Source organism: Nocardia acidivorans NBRC 108247 (assembly GCF_001625085.1).
In the GTDB taxonomy this organism is placed as follows: Bacteria; Actinomycetota; Actinomycetes; order Mycobacteriales; family Mycobacteriaceae; genus Nocardia; species Nocardia acidivorans.
Genome location: NZ_BDAW01000051.1, coordinates 1 through 15,943, shown reverse-complemented (window position 1 = coordinate 15,943; position 15,943 = coordinate 1). Strand labels below are relative to the sequence as shown.

General features: G+C 68.6%; 13 protein-coding genes. 5 read left to right on the top strand and 8 right to left on the bottom strand.

Annotated elements, in window-relative coordinates; translation table 11 throughout:
- Positions 1-18: 18 nt before the first annotated feature.
- The 3 genes from NA10_RS24915 to NA10_RS24905 all read right to left on the bottom strand — a co-directional run bounded on the left by NA10_RS24915 (position 19) and on the right by NA10_RS24905 (position 6,618).
- A complete protein-coding gene (locus tag NA10_RS24915; RefSeq protein ID WP_067572084.1) occupies positions 19-2,643 on the bottom strand; it encodes a DNA translocase FtsK in 2,625 nt (874 codons plus the stop codon).
- Positions 2,644-2,900: 257 nt separating this feature from the next.
- Positions 2,901-5,873, bottom strand: coding sequence for an AfsR/SARP family transcriptional regulator (locus NA10_RS24910; protein WP_067572082.1), 2,973 nt, complete (start codon positions 5,871-5,873; stop codon positions 2,901-2,903).
- Positions 5,874-6,000: 127 nt separating this feature from the next.
- On the bottom strand, positions 6,001-6,618 hold the full coding sequence (locus NA10_RS24905; RefSeq protein WP_067572080.1) for a TIGR03085 family metal-binding protein: 618 nt from the start codon (positions 6,616-6,618) through the stop codon (positions 6,001-6,003).
- Between the two features lie 348 nt (positions 6,619-6,966).
- Here NA10_RS24905 and NA10_RS24900 point away from each other — a divergent pair, with 348 nt between their 5' ends.
- Both NA10_RS24900 and NA10_RS24895 read left to right on the top strand, forming a co-directional pair.
- On the top strand, positions 6,967-7,353 hold the full coding sequence (locus NA10_RS24900; protein ID WP_157556722.1) for a DUF4189 domain-containing protein: 387 nt from the start codon (positions 6,967-6,969) through the stop codon (positions 7,351-7,353).
- Between the two features lie 24 nt (positions 7,354-7,377).
- Entirely contained in the window at positions 7,378-7,938 is a 561-nt protein-coding gene (locus NA10_RS24895; protein ID WP_067572076.1) for a WKL family lipoprotein, read from the top strand.
- A gap of 111 nt (positions 7,939-8,049) precedes the next feature.
- Here NA10_RS24895 and NA10_RS24890 read toward each other — a convergent pair whose 3' ends face one another.
- Positions 8,050-10,179 carry a ribonuclease J gene (locus tag NA10_RS24890; RefSeq protein WP_067572074.1) on the bottom strand — a complete coding sequence of 710 codons (2,130 nt, stop codon included), beginning with the start codon at positions 10,177-10,179 and terminating at the stop codon, positions 8,050-8,052.
- Positions 10,176-11,084 (bottom strand): 4-hydroxy-tetrahydrodipicolinate synthase, encoded by a 909-nt coding sequence (gene dapA / locus NA10_RS24885; protein WP_067572072.1) that lies wholly within the window; start codon positions 11,082-11,084, stop codon positions 10,176-10,178. Before dapA ends, NA10_RS24890 begins: the two co-directional genes overlap by 4 nt.
- Before the next feature lie 146 nt (positions 11,085-11,230).
- On the opposite strand from dapA, the gene NA10_RS24880 reads away from it, so the two are divergent.
- Positions 11,231-11,716 carry a hypothetical protein gene (locus tag NA10_RS24880; RefSeq protein ID WP_067572070.1) on the top strand — a complete coding sequence of 162 codons (486 nt, stop codon included), beginning with the start codon at positions 11,231-11,233 and terminating at the stop codon, positions 11,714-11,716.
- A gap of 139 nt (positions 11,717-11,855) precedes the next feature.
- Here the strand turns inward: NA10_RS24880 and NA10_RS24875 are convergent, their stop codons facing one another.
- The 3 genes from NA10_RS24875 to NA10_RS24865 are packed head-to-tail and all read right to left on the bottom strand — an operon-like array spanning position 11,856 to position 14,843.
- Complete coding sequence (locus NA10_RS24875) at positions 11,856-12,899, bottom strand: DUF8320 family protein (RefSeq protein WP_067572167.1); 1,044 nt, start codon at positions 12,897-12,899, stop codon at positions 11,856-11,858.
- The gene (locus NA10_RS24870; protein ID WP_067572068.1) at positions 12,886-14,178 is read right to left on the bottom strand and encodes a sensor histidine kinase; all 1,293 of its coding nucleotides are present in this window, start codon (positions 14,176-14,178) and stop codon (positions 12,886-12,888) included. Before NA10_RS24870 ends, NA10_RS24875 begins: the two co-directional genes overlap by 14 nt.
- Entirely contained in the window at positions 14,175-14,843 is a 669-nt protein-coding gene (locus NA10_RS24865; protein ID WP_067572066.1) for a response regulator transcription factor, read from the bottom strand. The genes NA10_RS24870 and NA10_RS24865 overlap by 4 nt, the downstream gene beginning before the upstream one ends.
- Positions 14,844-14,997: 154 nt before the next feature.
- Between NA10_RS24865 and NA10_RS24860 the strand changes: the two genes are divergently transcribed.
- Both NA10_RS24860 and NA10_RS24855 read left to right on the top strand, forming a co-directional pair.
- On the top strand, positions 14,998-15,513 hold the full coding sequence (locus NA10_RS24860) for a hypothetical protein (RefSeq protein ID WP_067572064.1): 516 nt from the start codon (positions 14,998-15,000) through the stop codon (positions 15,511-15,513).
- Complete coding sequence (locus NA10_RS24855; protein WP_067572062.1) at positions 15,510-15,908, top strand: DoxX family protein; 399 nt, start codon at positions 15,510-15,512, stop codon at positions 15,906-15,908. Before NA10_RS24860 ends, NA10_RS24855 begins: the two co-directional genes overlap by 4 nt.
- Positions 15,909-15,943 lie beyond the last annotated feature (35 nt).

Below are 15,943 nucleotides of genomic sequence, written 5' to 3'. Positions count from 1 at the left end.
ATCAGTAGTCGGGTTGGATCAGTAGTCGGGTTCGGAAGCGCCCGAATCCGATTCGGGCGGTGCGCCATCGCCGCCGCGAATGGTCCAGAGCAGCCCCTCGAGCTCATCGGGCTTGATGAGCACATCGCGAGCCTTGGAGCCTTCCGAGGGGCCGACCACGCCCCTGGTTTCCATCAGGTCCATGAGGCGGCCCGCCTTGGCGAAGCCGACGCGGAGTTTGCGCTGAAGCATCGAGGTGGAGCCGAATTGGGAGGTGACGACCAGTTCGGTGGCTTGCAGAAGCAGATCGAGGTCGTCGCCGATATCGGGATCGACATCCTTCTTCTCGCCGGTCTTGGCGGCGGTGATGCCCTCCTGATATTCGGGTTCGGCCTGGGTCTTGGCGAAGTCGACCACGGCCTGGATCTCCTCATCGGAGATGAAGGCGCCCTGCAGGCGGGTCGGCTTGCTCGCGCCCATGGGCAGGAACAGACCGTCACCCATACCGATGAGCTTCTCCGCACCGGGCTGGTCCAGGATGACCCGGGAATCGGTCAAAGACGAAGTGGCGAAGGCCAATCGGGATGGCACATTGGTCTTGATCAGGCCGGTGACCACGTCCACCGACGGGCGCTGCGTCGCCAGCACCAAGTGGATGCCCGCGGCACGGGCCTTCTGGGTGATGCGGACGATGGCGTCCTCCACATCACGCGGCGCGGTCATCATGAGGTCGGCGAGCTCGTCGACGATCGCCAGGATGTACGGGTACGGCCGGTAGACGCGTTCGCTGCCCAGCGGAGTGGTGATCTGCCCGGACTTGACCTTGCGGTTGAAGTCGTCGATATGGCGAACCTTGTTGGCCTGCATGTCCTGATACCGCTGCTCCATCTCCTCCACCAGCCAGGCCAGCGCGGCGGCGGCCTTCTTGGGCTGGGTGATGATGGGGGTGATCAGATGCGGAATGCCCTCGTACGGTGTGAGTTCCACCATCTTGGGGTCGATGAGGATCATCCGGACCTCATCGGGTGTGGCGCGATGCAACAGCGAAATCAGCATCGAGTTCACGAAACTCGACTTACCCGAGCCGGTGGAACCCGCCACCAGCAGATGCGGCATCTTGGCCAGATTCGCCGAGAGGTATTCGCCCTCGATGTTCTTGCCGAGGCCGATCACCAACGGGTGGTGGTCATTTCGGGTCGAAGGCGCCTTGAGCACATCGGCCAGGCGCACCAATTCCCGGTCGGCATTGGGTACTTCGATACCCACGGCCGACTTGCCCGGAATAGGCGCGAGCAGGCGCACATTCTCGGTCGCCACCGCGTACGCGATATTGCGGGCCAGTGCGGTGATCTTCTCGACCTTCACGCCCGGGCCGAGCTCCACCTCGTAGCGGGTGACCGTCGGACCGCGCACGAAACCCGTGACGGCGGCGTCGATCTTGAACTGGACCAGCACCTCGGTGATGGCCTCGATCATGGAATCGTTTGCGGCGCTGCGCTTCTTGGGCGGTTCGCCATCGGTGAGCAGCGATAGCGGCGGCAGATTGTAATCGCCGTCCACCTCGCGCTCGGTGACGAACTCCAACTGCTGCGGCGGCGGAGGCGGCGGGGTCTGATCGACGACCTTGGGCGGAGCCTTGCGCGGCTTGGCCTTCGGCTTGTCCTCGACCGCGATCTCCTTGGCGTCCTGCAGCGGGGGTTCCCCGATGACCTCGGTGATCGCATCGGACCCGCCGAATTCGCCGGGCGGATAGTTCTCCGACGGACTGCGGCCGCGGCGACGCGATTTCACGCCCTCGTGGCGCGGGAAGCCGTCCTCGTCGTAGTTGGCGGGATCGTAGAGGCCGGGTTCGTCGGAGTAGCGCTCGTATTCGTCGCCGCGACTGCCGGTGCCGAAGAGTTCGCGCAGTGCGTCCGGTACCTCGCGCACGGTGGTGCCGGTGAGCAGCAGCAGCCCGAAACCGATGGCCAGCAACAGCAGTGGCACCGCCAGCCAGGGGCTCAAACCGTTTCCCAGCGGACCGCCCATGACATAGCCGACGAAGCCCGCGGCATGCGCGCGACCGTGCGCGTCGGTCGGCGAACCCGCCGCCAGGTGCCACAGGCCCAGCAGCGGCAGCCCGGTGAGCAGGCCGCCCAGCACCAGGCGCGGCCGGATCTCCGGATGCGCCTCGGTGCGCATGAGGATCACCGCGATACCGATGGTCACGAACGGCAGTGCCGCCGAGGCCGATCCGGAGATGGCGCGAATCGCGGTATCCACCGCGCGCCCGACCGGCCCGCCCGCGGACAACCACACCGCCGCCGCGATGACGATGCCGAATCCGACCAGCCCCAGCGCGATCCCGTCGCGCCGATGCCCGTGCTCGATCTCCCCCGCCCGGCTCAATGCCCGGGTGCTCGCGCCGAGTCCGCGCGCCAGCATGTTCCAGCCGCTGCTCACGCCCCGCGTGACCACCGCCAGCGGCGCGGTATCGGACCTGCGGCGCGGTGCGGGCCGCCGGGTGGGCGCGGCCCGTTTCGGGCTTCGAACACGACCGGCGCTAGCGGTCCGACCGCCCGCGGCGGTACGCGGAGTTCGCGCCCGGGACCGTGCAGGAGTCTGTCCCCGCGTCGATCCCGCTCGCGAACGTGACGTTGCGGCACCGCGGGACTTACCTGGCATGACCCCCAGGCTAGCCGTAAACGCCCCACCCGGACCATCCGCAACACTCGACCCACCCACAACAACCGTGTGGGATAGGCAACGTCAATCGCCGCTTCGGCCCCCGGCCAGCACCCGCATCCCATGCTCCCGCATCCCCGACCGGAATTCATGCGTGGGCACTTCGGGCGGGAACCCACGGCGTGTCGTCGCCCGCGGCGGCCGCACCCGAGCCGGACCACCGAAGCCGAGGCAGCGTCGCTTCGCGGCGGACCGCATCAACTCGCGACGGGAACGACCGCCGCTCCGGCGGGCACCGGGGTGGGCGTGGACACCGCGCTCCACCGGGTCAGGGCCTGGTCGAAATCGGGGATCTGGGTGGAGGCCGTGCGATAGCACTCGGCGGCATCGACATTGCGGCCCATGCGGCGCAGCGCCGTATAGCGGACCAGCAGATTGTAGGTGTGCAGCACGTCGAGGCGATGTGAATCGCGGGTGGCTTCGGCGCGTTCGGCGTGTTCGGCGGCCTGCGGGAGCCGGCCCGCGTGGAAGTGCACCAGGGCCGCGCGGGAATGGACGGCGGATTCGAAGCGGGTGGAACCGGCGCGGCGGGCGGCCCGCAACGCGGCGTCGAAGAGGTGGGCGCCGAGTTCGGGCTCACCCTGTTCGCTGATGATCGCCGCGGCTTCGGTCAACGCCCACATGACATTGCGGCGCGCACCGGGGTGACTGTCGGCGACGACGGCACGCGCGGCCGCGGCCAGCGAATCGCGGTCCCGCCCGGCGGCCGAATACGCCTTGGACAGCGCCGAATACGCCACTCGCACGCATTCGGGACTGGAACCGAACCGGTACAGGCGCAATGCGGTGGCGAAATGGCCGACCGCGCACGTGGGATCCCGCCGATGCATACCGAGCAGACCCGCGAAAATATGCGAGGTGCCCGCGACCCACGGTTCGGACTCGGCGTCGACGTCCTCGGCGAGCCTGCGCACATGTCCGGCCGCGCGCTCGGGTTCGCCGAATTCGGAGACCAGGGCGAAGACCAGGGCCAGACGCGCACGACTCGCGGCGACCCGATTGCCGTCGAGCTCGCAGGCGCGGATCAACTCCTCGAGCGCCTTCTCGATATCCACGGTGGGATCACTGGCGAGCATGGTCTCGGCCACGGCCAGGGCCAGATCCGCGGCCAGCACCCGGTGCTCGCGGGTGCCCGCGGTGGCCAGCCGGTACAGCGCGATCACATTGCGGCGCTCCACATTCAGGAAATCGCGCGTGCTATCGAGATCGGCGAGTCGCGTACCCGGATGCCCCGTCGGCGCGAGCCGGAGCCGCAGCCCCGGATGCCGCACTCGCAGCACGGTTTTCATGGTCGCCAGGTAATAGTCGAGCAGGCGTGCGGTGGCGTCCACGGCGGTATCCCCGCGTCGGCAGGCGGCGGTGCGCCCGGCGGCCTCGCCGTCCGGTTGCCCCGTCGCGCGCACGGGTGCGGTGACCGGCACGGATCCCGTGCGCTCGAAACCGGCCGCGTACAGACGCATGAGGTCGTGATAGTGGTAGCGGCCGCGACCGACCGTCTCGAGCATGCCGCGATCCACCAGTTCCTCGCAGAGGTCCTCGGCCAGCGCCTCGGTGGTGTCGAGCACCGCGGCGGTGGCCGCCAGCGGCAGATCCGGGAGTTCGGCGACCGCGAGCAGTCGGAAGGCGCGGGCGGCCTCGGCCGGGAGTTGTTCGTATCCGGCCCGGAAGGCCGCGGTCAGCGCCAGTTCCCCGGCCCGGAATCGGTCCAGGTCATGACGTTCGGCGCCGAGACGATCGGCCTCGGAGACGATCGTCCACTGCGGCCGCGCCGCCACCCGCGCCGCCACGATCCGCACCGCCATGGGCAAGCGCCCGCACAACTCGACAATGCGGCGGGTCGATTCGGCCTCGGCCGCAACCCGGGCCGCCCCGACGATACGGGCGAAAAGCGCCGTCGCCTCATCGGTTTCGAGCACCTTGAGCGCGACCTGCCGCACCCCGGGCAGGGCCGTCAGCGGCCGCCGGGCGGTCATCAGCACCGCGCACCCGGGTTCCCCGGGCAGCAGCGGCATGACCTGCGCCGCGTCACAGGCATTGTCGAGCACCACCAGCATGCGCCGCCCGCTCACCACGGACCGGAACAGCGCCGCCCGCTCGGCGACCCCGGCGGGCACTTCGCGCTGCGGCACGCTCAGCGCGCGCAGGAACGCGCCCAGCACGTGTTCGGGTTCGGCCGGATCCGCGCCCGCGCCCTGGAGATCGACATACAGCTGCCCGTCCGGATACCGATCGCGAATCCGGTGCGCCACATGCAGCGCCAGCGCGGTCTTGCCGACCCCGCCCATTCCGGAGAGGGCCACGATCGGGGTGCGGGTGTCACCGAGGGCCGCGCTCAGCTCGCGCACCAATTCCTGGCGACCGGTGAAATCGGCGGTGTCCGGCGGCAATTGGGCCGGTTTCGGCGTGGTCGCGCCGGCCGAATGACCGGGCAGGTCGTCGGCGAGGATCTGCCGGTGCAGTTCCAGCAGCGCCGGACCCGGTTCGATGCCCTGTTCGGCGACGAGCAAGCGGCGAATGCGCTGATACTCCTCGAGCGCCTCGGTGCGCCGCCCGGCGCGATAGAGCGCGGTCATCATGAGCCCGCGCAGCCGCTCACTGTGCGGATCACCGGTGATCAACGCCTCCAGATCGGCGATGGCCCGCGAATGATCACCGCGCTGCACCGTGATCTCGATGAGGTCCTCGTGCAGCACCCGCTGCAATCGCCGCAGGCGCGCCCGCTCGGCCCCGGCCCACGGACCGGGCACGCCGCTGAGCGGATCGCCGCGCCACTGCCGCAGCAGCGCTCGCAGTCCCGCGTCGGCCTGCTCCAAATGCCCTGCGGCGCGCGCCTTCTCGGCCTCGGCGCGGCAGCGGTCGATGCGATCGACATCGAGTTCGAGCAGCCCTTCGAGGCGATATCCGCGCGATTCGGAGGACAGCCGCACCGTGCCCGGATGCGCCGCGAGGAGTTTGCGCAGCGCCCAGGCGTAATTGCGCAGCGCGCCGACCGCGGAGGAGGGCCGGTCCACACCCCAGATGCCGTCTGCGAGCTCTTCGATCGATACCGTGCGCCCGCGGGCGCAGGCGAGCATGACCAGGGCAGCCTGCTGTTTGGGTGGCATGGCCGGGGTGGGGACACCATCCGATACCAACTCGACCGGTCCGAGAACCGCCAGTTGCCAAGACATTGCCTACCACCTCATCACACCACGGGCTTCTGCCGAGCACAGAAATTACCGTCCGTCGCGTGATCGTTTCATGATCGGAGCTCCGGTTGCCACTCGGTCTGGCACCCGCGTCCCAGGTGGCGGGATGTCAGACGCTGCGATCGAGGGCGTACACGGCCTCCACATCGGCCGGTTCACCGGTGGCCTCCAGCCGCACGGCATTTCGGCCGAAGGCGTGAAAGAGCAGTTCGGACGGCGTGCCCGCCAGGACCACGGTGCGGTCGCCTTTCCGGTGCGCGATGGTGCGACGGCCGTCCGGGGTGGCGAGCGCTACGGTAACCGAGGATTTGCGGTATGCCATGCGAGCCAGGCCCGTCAGCACCTTCCAGAGCTTGTCCTCATCGGCGGCGTCGAGTTCGCGCGGTTCCCAACCGGGTTCGGCACGGCGCACGTCCTCGTGGTGGACGTACATTTCGGTGAGGTTCATCAGCGAGTCGACCGGGCGCAGGAACCAGGGCGGACCGCCCGCGATCTTGGCGAGCAGCTCCGGGAAGGGGCGCGCGGCCACCTTGTTCTGCACCCGCTCGAGGTAGGGGGCGAAGGGTTTCAGCATGATGCCGGGGGCGGCGTCCGGCCGGGATTCGCGAACTATCAAGTGCGCGGCCAGATCTCGCACCGTCCACGTACCGCACAGGGTGGGCGCGTCCGGACCGGCGGCGGTCATGGTCCGCACCAGGGCCTGGCGTTCGCGTTGGGCCATACTCATACAGGCAACCCTAACCCGATGGGCAACCCGATGCATCATCCCGATGCACAGGTCACGGGCCGCGCGCCGTAGCGCCGTGCCCCCAATTCCCGGGTCCGCGGGTCACATGATCGCGTCGGTTCGGTAGCGCCTCAATTGCTGGACGGCCCGGCTCGTTAAGCCAACCGCCTGGTCTGCCATAAGGTCGCCCCTTGATCATGAACGCGGCAATGAGACACCGCCCCGGAGGCGGCGCCGGGAAGCGCCGCCGCCGAGGCGGTTCCGGGTTGGCGTCGGCGAATCCGGGTCGGTAGCTTGATCACTCGGTCCATAGGGGAATGGATCCTCTGTCATAAGAAGGGCAACACCTTGAAAAAGATCGTCAGTGGCGCCGCCGTGATGGTCGCGGCCGTCGGCTCCCTGCTGGTGGGCACCGCGGCTCCGGCCGGGGCCTATACCGACAATTTCGGCGCGATCGCGCTGTCGCCGTCGACGGGCCGGATCGGCTACTCCTACGACTACTCGGACCGCGATTCGGCGAAGGACGGCGCCATGCAGTCCTGCACCTTCGATGACTGCCGGGTCGTGGCCAGCTTCGCCAACGGTTGCGGAGCGGTTGCCTACTCCCGTCGCGCCGGGCTCTACACCTACGGTGCGGCCTACTCGCGCTCCGCCGCGCGCACCCAGGCACTGAATCGGAACAGCTCCGACGCCACCATCATTCACTGGAATTGCACCACGGGCTACGAGCTCTAAATTCCGTTCAGGGGAGAAAATTCGTTGAAGCACAGCATCTTCCGCGCTACCGCCGCCGTGGCGCTGGCCGCCGCCGCGTTCGGCCTGGTCGCCTGCAGCAGCAGTGAGACCAAGTCGGACGGCCCGGCCACCACCACCAGCGCGGCCGCGTCCAACAACAAGTTCCAGGGCACCACCGACGACAGCAAGGAGACCGGCGCGCCGCCGTCCACCACCCCGGCGCCCAACCTGCCCAAGCCGACCGTGGCCGAACTGAACGACAAGCTCACCAAGGCGTTCGATCCGTCCATCGACGCCAAGACCAAGGTCGACTGGATCGAGAACGCCGGTCAGGACCCGCAGCTGGTCGCCAAGCTGGTCGACGCCGCGAAGAAGAACGACGTCAAGGTCGAGATCACCAATGTCCCCGATGCGGTGGACGGCAAGATCAAGGCCGACGCCAAGGTCACCATCGGCGGGTCGCCGGTGGACAAGGCCACCGTCTCCTTCGTCGCCGACGGCGCCGAGTGGAAGGTCGACCACGCCTTCGCGTGCAGCATCGTCAAGGCCGCCAAGCTCGATTCGGCCGCCTGCCAGGACAACTAGCCACACTGCGCGGTACCGCCCGACTGCCGGACCGTCGGGGCGGCCGACGCAAAAGAACCCGGCAGCTGCTGCTGCCGGGTTCTCTCATGCTGTGGCGCTGACGGTTTCGGCTCAGACGCCCATGACCGTCGGGACGATCATCGGACGGCGGCGGTACTTGTCCGCCACCCACTTGCCGACCACCCGGCGCACGCTCTGGGCGATGCGATGGGTGTCGGTGACACCCTCGCTGGCCAGTCGGCGCAGCTCCGCCTCGACGAGTTCATGCGCGTCGATGAGCGCGTCCGGATCATCGGAGAAGCCGCGGCCGGTGACCTCCGGCGCGCTGACGGCCTTACCTGTGGTGGAGTCGACGGCCACGGTGATGGAGATGAAACCGCCCTCGCCCAGCACCAGGCGATCCGAGAGCGTGGACTCGCCGACATCGCCGACCGAAAGACCGTCGACGTACACCTGGCCGACCGGAACCCGGCCGGTGATGGTGGCGATACCGTCCACCAGATCCACCACGACACCGTTCTCGGCGAGCATGACGCGCTCCTCCGGAACACCGGTCGCCACCGCGAGCGCGGCATTGGCGCGCAGATGCCGCCATTCACCGTGCACGGGCATGGCATTGGTGGGTCGCACCGCGTTGTACAGGTACAGCAGCTCACCGGCCGAAGCGTGTCCGGAGACATGGACTTTGGCGTTCTGCTGGGTGATGACGGTCGCGCCGATCCGGGTCAGCCCGTTCACCACGGTGAAGACGGCGTTCTCATTGCCCGGGATAAGCGAGGAGGCCAGCACCACGAGATCATCGGGGCGGATATTGATCTGCCGGTGATCACCACGCGCCATCCGGGACAGCGCCGAGAGCGGCTCGCCCTGCGAACCGGTGGAGATCAGCACCAGCTTGTGCACCGGCAGATTCGCCGCCTGGTCGATATCGACGACCAGGCCGTCCGGCACATCGAGGTAGCCCAGGTCCTGCGCGATCTGCATATTGCGGACCATGGAGCGCCCGACGAAGCAGATGCGGCGGTCGTAGCGCTGGGCCACCTCCACCACCTGCTGAATACGGTGCACATGAGAGGCGAAGGAGGCCACGATGACTCGGCCCTTGGCCTTGCCGATCACATTGTCCAGCACCGGGCCGATCTCACGCTCGGGCGTGACGAAGCCGGGCACCTCGGCATTGGTGGAGTCCACCAGGAACAGGTCCACACCCTCGTCGCCGAGGCGGGAGAAGCCCGCGAGGTCGGTGAGACGACCATCCAGGGGCAGCTGATCCAGCTTGATATCGCCGGTGTGCAGCACCATGCCCGCGGGCGTGCGCACCGCGACGGCGATGGCATCGGGAATCGAGTGGTTGACCGCGAAATACTCGCAGTCGAACGAGCCGTGCTGGGTGCGCTGGCCCTCGGTGACCTCGATCAGCTTGGGCTGCAAGCGGTGTTCACGGCATTTGGCCGCCACCAGCGCGAGGGTGAACTTGGCGCTGATCACCGGGATGTCGCGGCGCAGGCGCAGCAGGAACGGCACCGCGCCGATGTGATCCTCGTGCCCGTGCGTGAGGATGACGGCCTCGACATCGTCGATGCGGTCCTCGATAGGGCCGAAATCGGGCAGGATCAGGTCGACGCCGGGCTGCTGATCCTCGGGGAAGAGCACACCGCAGTCGATGATCAGCAGTTTGCCGTTGTATTCGAAAACGGTCATATTGCGGCCGATTTCGCCGATGCCGCCGAGCGCGAAGACGCGTAGGCCGCCCTTGGCGAGCTTCGGCGGCGGGTTCAGCTTCGGCCGTTCGACCCGCGGCTGCGCGGTGGTCTCGGAGCGATCGTTGCGACCGCCGCCCTGGCGGGAACGCCCGCCGGGCTTGCGATTGCGCTCACCCTGGCGCGAACGCGGGGCGGACTCGTCCTGCCGGGCCCGGGCGGGCGCGGCGGATTCGGTCTTGGCGGGCGCGGTGTCGACGGCGGCAGCGGCCGCGGTACGCGCGCCCCGGGCGCTGCCGTTGCGTCCGCGCGCGCGAGTCTCCTGCGGCGCGGCGCTGTCGGCGGCTACGCCCTGGTTACCGGTGGCCTGCACTTCCCCGGCGGCACCCGCCGCGGCGATCGCGCTGTGCTCGGCGGCAGCGGCCCTGGGCGCGGATTCCGCCGCCTTCGGCTGTGCGGCAACGGTTTCCGGTACCGGAGCCGGGGCTCCCGCGGCACGGGAGGCGGTACGACGCGGGCGACGTCCCTCGGGGCTGGTCATGCAAGCACCCCCGCCGCTCGCAGATCGACCGCGAGTTCCGCGAGCTGCTCGCTATTGGGCATGATTTGTGGCAAACGTGGCTCCCCTGTTTCGACCCCGAGCAGCCGCAGCGCGCCCTTGGTCATGGCGACCCCGCCCAGTCGGGCCATGGCCCGGTTGAGCGGAATCATGCTGACATTGATTTCACGAGCCCGCGCCACGTCACCGGCCGCGTATGCGGTGGCGAGCGCGCGCAGACGATCGGGCACCAGATGCCCGATGACGCTGATGAATCCGGTGGCGCCGACGGACAACCAGGGCAGGTTGAGCACGTCGTCGCCGGAATAGAAGGACAGGCCGGTCTCGGCGATCAGCTCAGCGCCCGCGTTCAGGTCGCCCTTGGCGTCCTTCACCGCGACGATGCGCGGGTGCTCGGCGAGCCGCCGAATGGTGTCCGGTGCGATGGCCACGACCGAGCGCGGCGGAATGTCGTACAGCGTCACGGGCAGATCGGTGCTGTCCGCGACGGCGGTGAAGTGCGCGATCAGCCCGTCCTGGGTGGGACGCGAGTAGTACGGGGTGACGACCAGCAGCCCGTGCGCGCCCGCGCGCTGCGCGTTGCGTGCCAGCTCGATGCTGTGGGCGGTGTCGTAGGTGCCCGCGCCCGCGATGACGGTGGCGCGATCACCGACGGCGTCGACGACGGCGTGCAGCAGATCGAACTTCTCGGACTCGGTGGTGGTGGGCGATTCGCCGGTGGTTCCGGAGATCGCGAGCAGGTCGACACCGCCGTCGACCAGGCGGGCGGCGAGTGCCACCCCGGCATCGACATCGAGCTTGCCTTCGGCGGTAAAGGGGGTCACCATCGCGACACCGACTGTGCCGGACGCGCGCAGCTCGATCCGCGTCGATTCACCGTTCGTCATAGCCAGAAGGCTACCCGGTCATCGAAACACCGTTTGCATCGTTATACCCGAACCGGCCCGGCGGCGACGGTGATTCGCATCGCCGACCCCAGCGTGACGTCAAATGTTTCCTTGCGTGACATCATTGATGACAGCACACTGGTGTCATGAACCTGGATAAGTACACCGCTCAGCTGCGCGAGAACCTCATCGCGGCCGCCGCGCTCGGGGATGAGAAGACCCAGTCCACCGCCGCCGCCTTGGCGGCGGCCACCGAGAGTTCGGCGCGGCTGGTCTTGCTCGCGGCGCTCTCGGAGCTGGCGGGCGAGGTGAGCACGGCGGTCGGCGATCGCACCGTGCACGTCTCGGTCGACGGCACCGACGCGCATATCGACGTGCGCAAGGCCGCGACAGCGGAAGAAGAGGAACATCAGCCCACCTTCGAGGAGATGACCGGCGATATCAGCCGCGTCACCCTGCGCCTGGTCGAGCAGATCAAGTCCCGCGCCGAGGAAGCCGCGGCCCAGAGCGGGCAATCACTGAACTCCTGGATGGCCACCGCCGTCCAGGGCGCCCTGCGCGATCAGATGAAGAAGGGCGGCCCGGGCCGCTGGGATATGCCGCCGCGCGAACCGAAGAACCCCGAAAACTGAGCACACCCCGTGATTCCGGGTGCGATCCCCCCGCCCCGCCAAGCCGCCTCGATCCACCCTTGCTTCCCGGCGCAATCCCCCTCGTCCCTGCGAGGTCCACTCCCGTCATCCCGGCATACTTGTGGCCGGGATCCACGCCTCAGTCGGTGACGCTGACCTTGCCGTCGGTGTCGATCTCCGTCCGCCGGTCGTGATCCGGGGCGTGTGCGAGGACCGTGGCGAGCACGCTGCGTCCGAGGGGTAGGACTCGCACCGTCACCGATCCAGCATTGGCGGCATCCAATTCCCTTGTGGCGGCGTCGATCACCCGTCGGCGCACCCATTCGGGCACACCCGCGAAACCGCCGTCGTCCAGGAGTACGACCTCGACGCCCCGCGTGCGCGCGCCGCGGGCCGCACCGCTGAGTTCATCGGTGACCAGTTGCGGTGCGCGCAAGCCGTCGCGCAGTTCGGCCTCGAGCAGGCGACACTCTTCCCGTTCCGCCGCGGTGAGTTCCGCGCCCTCGGCGATGCGCTCCAGTATCGGCCGCGCCACCCGGTCGAGCCGGGCGAGTTGCCGGGTGCGCTCGCTGTCGGCGGCGGCCATGGTGGCTTCGGCGGCCGCGCGAATCATGGCGTCTTCGCGCAGTAACAGCAGTGAGCGCTGCATCGGCCGCATGACCGCGGCGAAGACCGAGATCGCCGCCACCGTGCCGATCGGCACGAGAGTGCCTACGACGGTGCGGGATTCGAGTTGCGCGCCGAGCCCGGCCAAGAGGATCACACCCGCTACCGCGGCCACGCCCGCCCACGCCAATCGCGCGCGCCCGCGTAAAACCAAGACGGTCAAGACATATGAGGACGCGAACGCCGACCACACCGACTGGTGCGCGCGATCCGGCGACGGCGTGATGATGGTCAGCGCGGTGGCCAGCGGTCCCGCCGCGGCGGCGTACAGCGCGACCGGCAGCGGCAGCGGATCCACCGGCATGACGATCACCAGCGCACCCGCGCTCAGAATCACCACCATGCCCAGAAGTGCTGCCCACCGCGGTGATTCACCGAAATTGCGCAGCATGTACAGCCCGATGGTGGCTTCCAGGATCAGCAGGAAGAGCCAGGCGGTGCGCCCGCGCAGGCCGAGCAGATCACGCAGTCCGAAGCGCGCGTCCAATTCGGCGACGTGATAGTCAACGGGAACCATCGCCACCCCACACCAGCGTCACGGTGGTGCCCTCACCCGGCTGGGATTCCACGAAGGCCGAGCCGCCGGCCAGTTGGCGCATGCGCCCAAGAATGCTCATGGAGATGCCGAGGCGATCTGCGGAGACCTTGGCGAGGTCGAAACCCGCTCCGTCATCGGTGAATACGATGCGGATACTGCCCGCGCTGACGGTCGCGGTGACAACGCGCCGCACCTCGCGTCCGGGCATCTGGGCGTGCCGCAGGCTGTTGCGCACCGCCTCGGTGAGGGCGGCGGCAATGGTGCTGGCCGAGTGCACCGGCATGCGCAGATCGTCGTAGCCGGGCCAGGTGCGGGTGGCGAAGCGGATACCCGGATTCACCTCGTGCACGGCCGAGCGCAGGAACAGCACCGCCGAGCGCGCGTCGAGGAGATCGGGATCGCGGTCACTGCCCCGGCATTCTTCGAGTTGTTCCAGGGTTCGTTCGGCTTGCCGGCGGAGCACGGAGGACTGGGTGCCCGCGCGCGAGGCCTCCAAAAGCGTTGAGAGCACGGCATCGTGGATGAGCGCGGCGAACCGCGCGCGTTCGCGGTCCCGGCCCTGGGCGGCGGCGGCCGCGGCCGCGCGGCGACTGGCTATGGCCGATTCGCGGTCGACGCGGGCGGCCGCGCCGGTGGCGGCGGTACCGCACCAGACGAACAGGGCCGCCAATCCCGCCGCGCGCAGGAAGTTCTCGACCACGCCCAGCGGGGTGACCGTGGTGACCGTGTAGATCGAGGCCAGCGCCGCCGAGGTGGAGGCGATCAGCAGATAGGTGACGGCCCAGCGCGCGGGCCAGGCCAGTACGCCCGCCGTCACGGCCAATGCCGTGACCCGATACGGCCATACCGTGCCGGCATCGACCGAGTGCACGTTCAACGCGAAGGGGATGGTGGCGAACGCGCCGAGGAAACTCAGTGCGGCACAACCGGATACGATGCGAATCGCCCGCGGTCCGGCCAGCGCGGAGACCACCGCGAGCACCGGATACCAGCCGAAGGCCAGCGCCACGGCGGTGACCGTCCACCAGGTGGCGGCGACCCGCCCCTGTTCGGCGATCTCCGGCAGTTCCATACCGCCGACAATGATTCCGGCGACGCCCACGGAGATGCCGAGCCGCCGCATGATCCGGTCGTACGCGGCGGTGGCCGGATCCTCCTGCGGGACGGTCAGCCCGCCCCGCACCCGCTGCAGGAAACCGGTGAGCGCGGACATCGAAGGCGTCGCGGGCGCGGAATCCAGCGTGCCCGACGCGGTCATGCGCGCGGGTGCCGCTCGGGAACGGGCAGCCAGCCGTCCTCGACGGCCCGCTTGTAGAGATCGGTTTTGGTCGGCGCCGGACGGCCCGCGTCGGCGTATTTCTGCCGGATGCGGCCGAGATAGTCATTGACGGTCTGTTCGGACAGACCGGTCATGCGCGCCACCCGGGACGCCTTCTCACCGGAGGCATACAGCTGGAGCACCTGCTGCTGGCGGGGGCTCAATCCGACATTGGACAGCTGCGGATCACCGTCGATGGCGGCGGCCCAGTCGGTGGTCACCACCTGTTCGCCGTGCGCGGCGCGGCGCACCGCGGCCACCACGGTCGGCACATCCTCGGATTTGCGGACCACACCCAGCACACCCGCGCGGGCGGCCTCGCGCACCAGGAACGGATTGTCGGCGCCGGTGAAGACCAGCACCTCGGCCCCGTGATCGCGCAACGCGCGCACATTGTCATCCGGTGAGGATCCGTCGGCCAGCCGCAGATCCAGTACCACCAGGTCCAAACGCGGGTTCGCCGACAACAACTCGGCCACCGTGCCCGCGGTGATCACCAACTCCAGATCGGCCTCCGGGGCCAGCATGGCAGCGAGCCCGATCGCCACCGATTCATGATCCTCGACCAGCCCGATACGGCGTATCCCCGATTCCTGCGCCTCCACGGCCGACCCTCACCTCTTCCCACAACCGAATATTCGTATCGAGTATGACGGTAAGACGGGCGGATTCGTCAGCCACCAGAATTCGGGGGGAAAACCCGTGCACCGCTTTGTAGGGTTTCGAGTGAGTGCCGCGAGCGTGTGAAGGGACGGGGAGATGCCGAACGAAGTGCTGCTGGACGACTTCGAGGACACCGAGAAGTGGGAGCTGGCCGGGGCGGGTGCGAACAAAGCGCATGTGACCACGTTCGCCGAGGGTGCGCCGATCAAGGATCCGGGGGTGTACGGCGATGGCGTGCCGGGCGCGGATCGGCGGGCGCTGGCGCTGCTGGTGCGCGGGGCGGCCGAGGGGCATGAGATCGAGTTGGTGGCCAGGGCCGGGCAGGCGTTCGCGCTGCCGGGCGAGGTGTCCGGACTGGATCTGTATGTGCGGTCGCCGCACGCCGCGATCTGGGTGTACGGGTTCATCGCCGGGGCCGGTCAGGACAGTGCCGAGGTGTTGCTGGGGCGGGTCGCCGCGAAGGGCGAATGGCAGCGCATCGGTGCGGAATTGATCGAGGTGCTGACCGGGGCGGAATTGCTCGGATTGAAGATCCGGCTCGTCGAGGTGGTGAAAGAGGCGGGTGAGGTCATGATCTTGCTGGACGATTTGACCGTACGCTCATCGGTATGAGCGAGAGATCAGAACTACCGGGTGCCGGGCGGGGAACCGCGCGGGCGCTGTCGGCCTTTCTATTCGGAATGGGGACACTGCATTTCGTGGCCCCGAAACCATTCGATGCGTTGATTCCGCCGCAGTTGCCGGGATCCGCGCGGGCGTACACGCTGGGCTCGGGGGCCGCCGAGCTCGCGGTGGCCGCCGCTGTGGCGGTGCCGCGGACCCGGCGGCTCGGCGGCCTGCTGGCCATGCTGCTGTTCATCGGGGTGTTCCCGGGCAATGTGCAGATGGCCCGGGACTGGGTGCGCAGCAACAAGCCGCTGCCGTTGAAGGCCGGGGCCATTGCCCGTCTGCCGCTGCAGATTCCGATGATTCTGGTGGCGCGGAAGGTGTACCGACAGGCTCGATGAGCCGAGGTCAGCGACGGGTGATCGCCTCGAATACC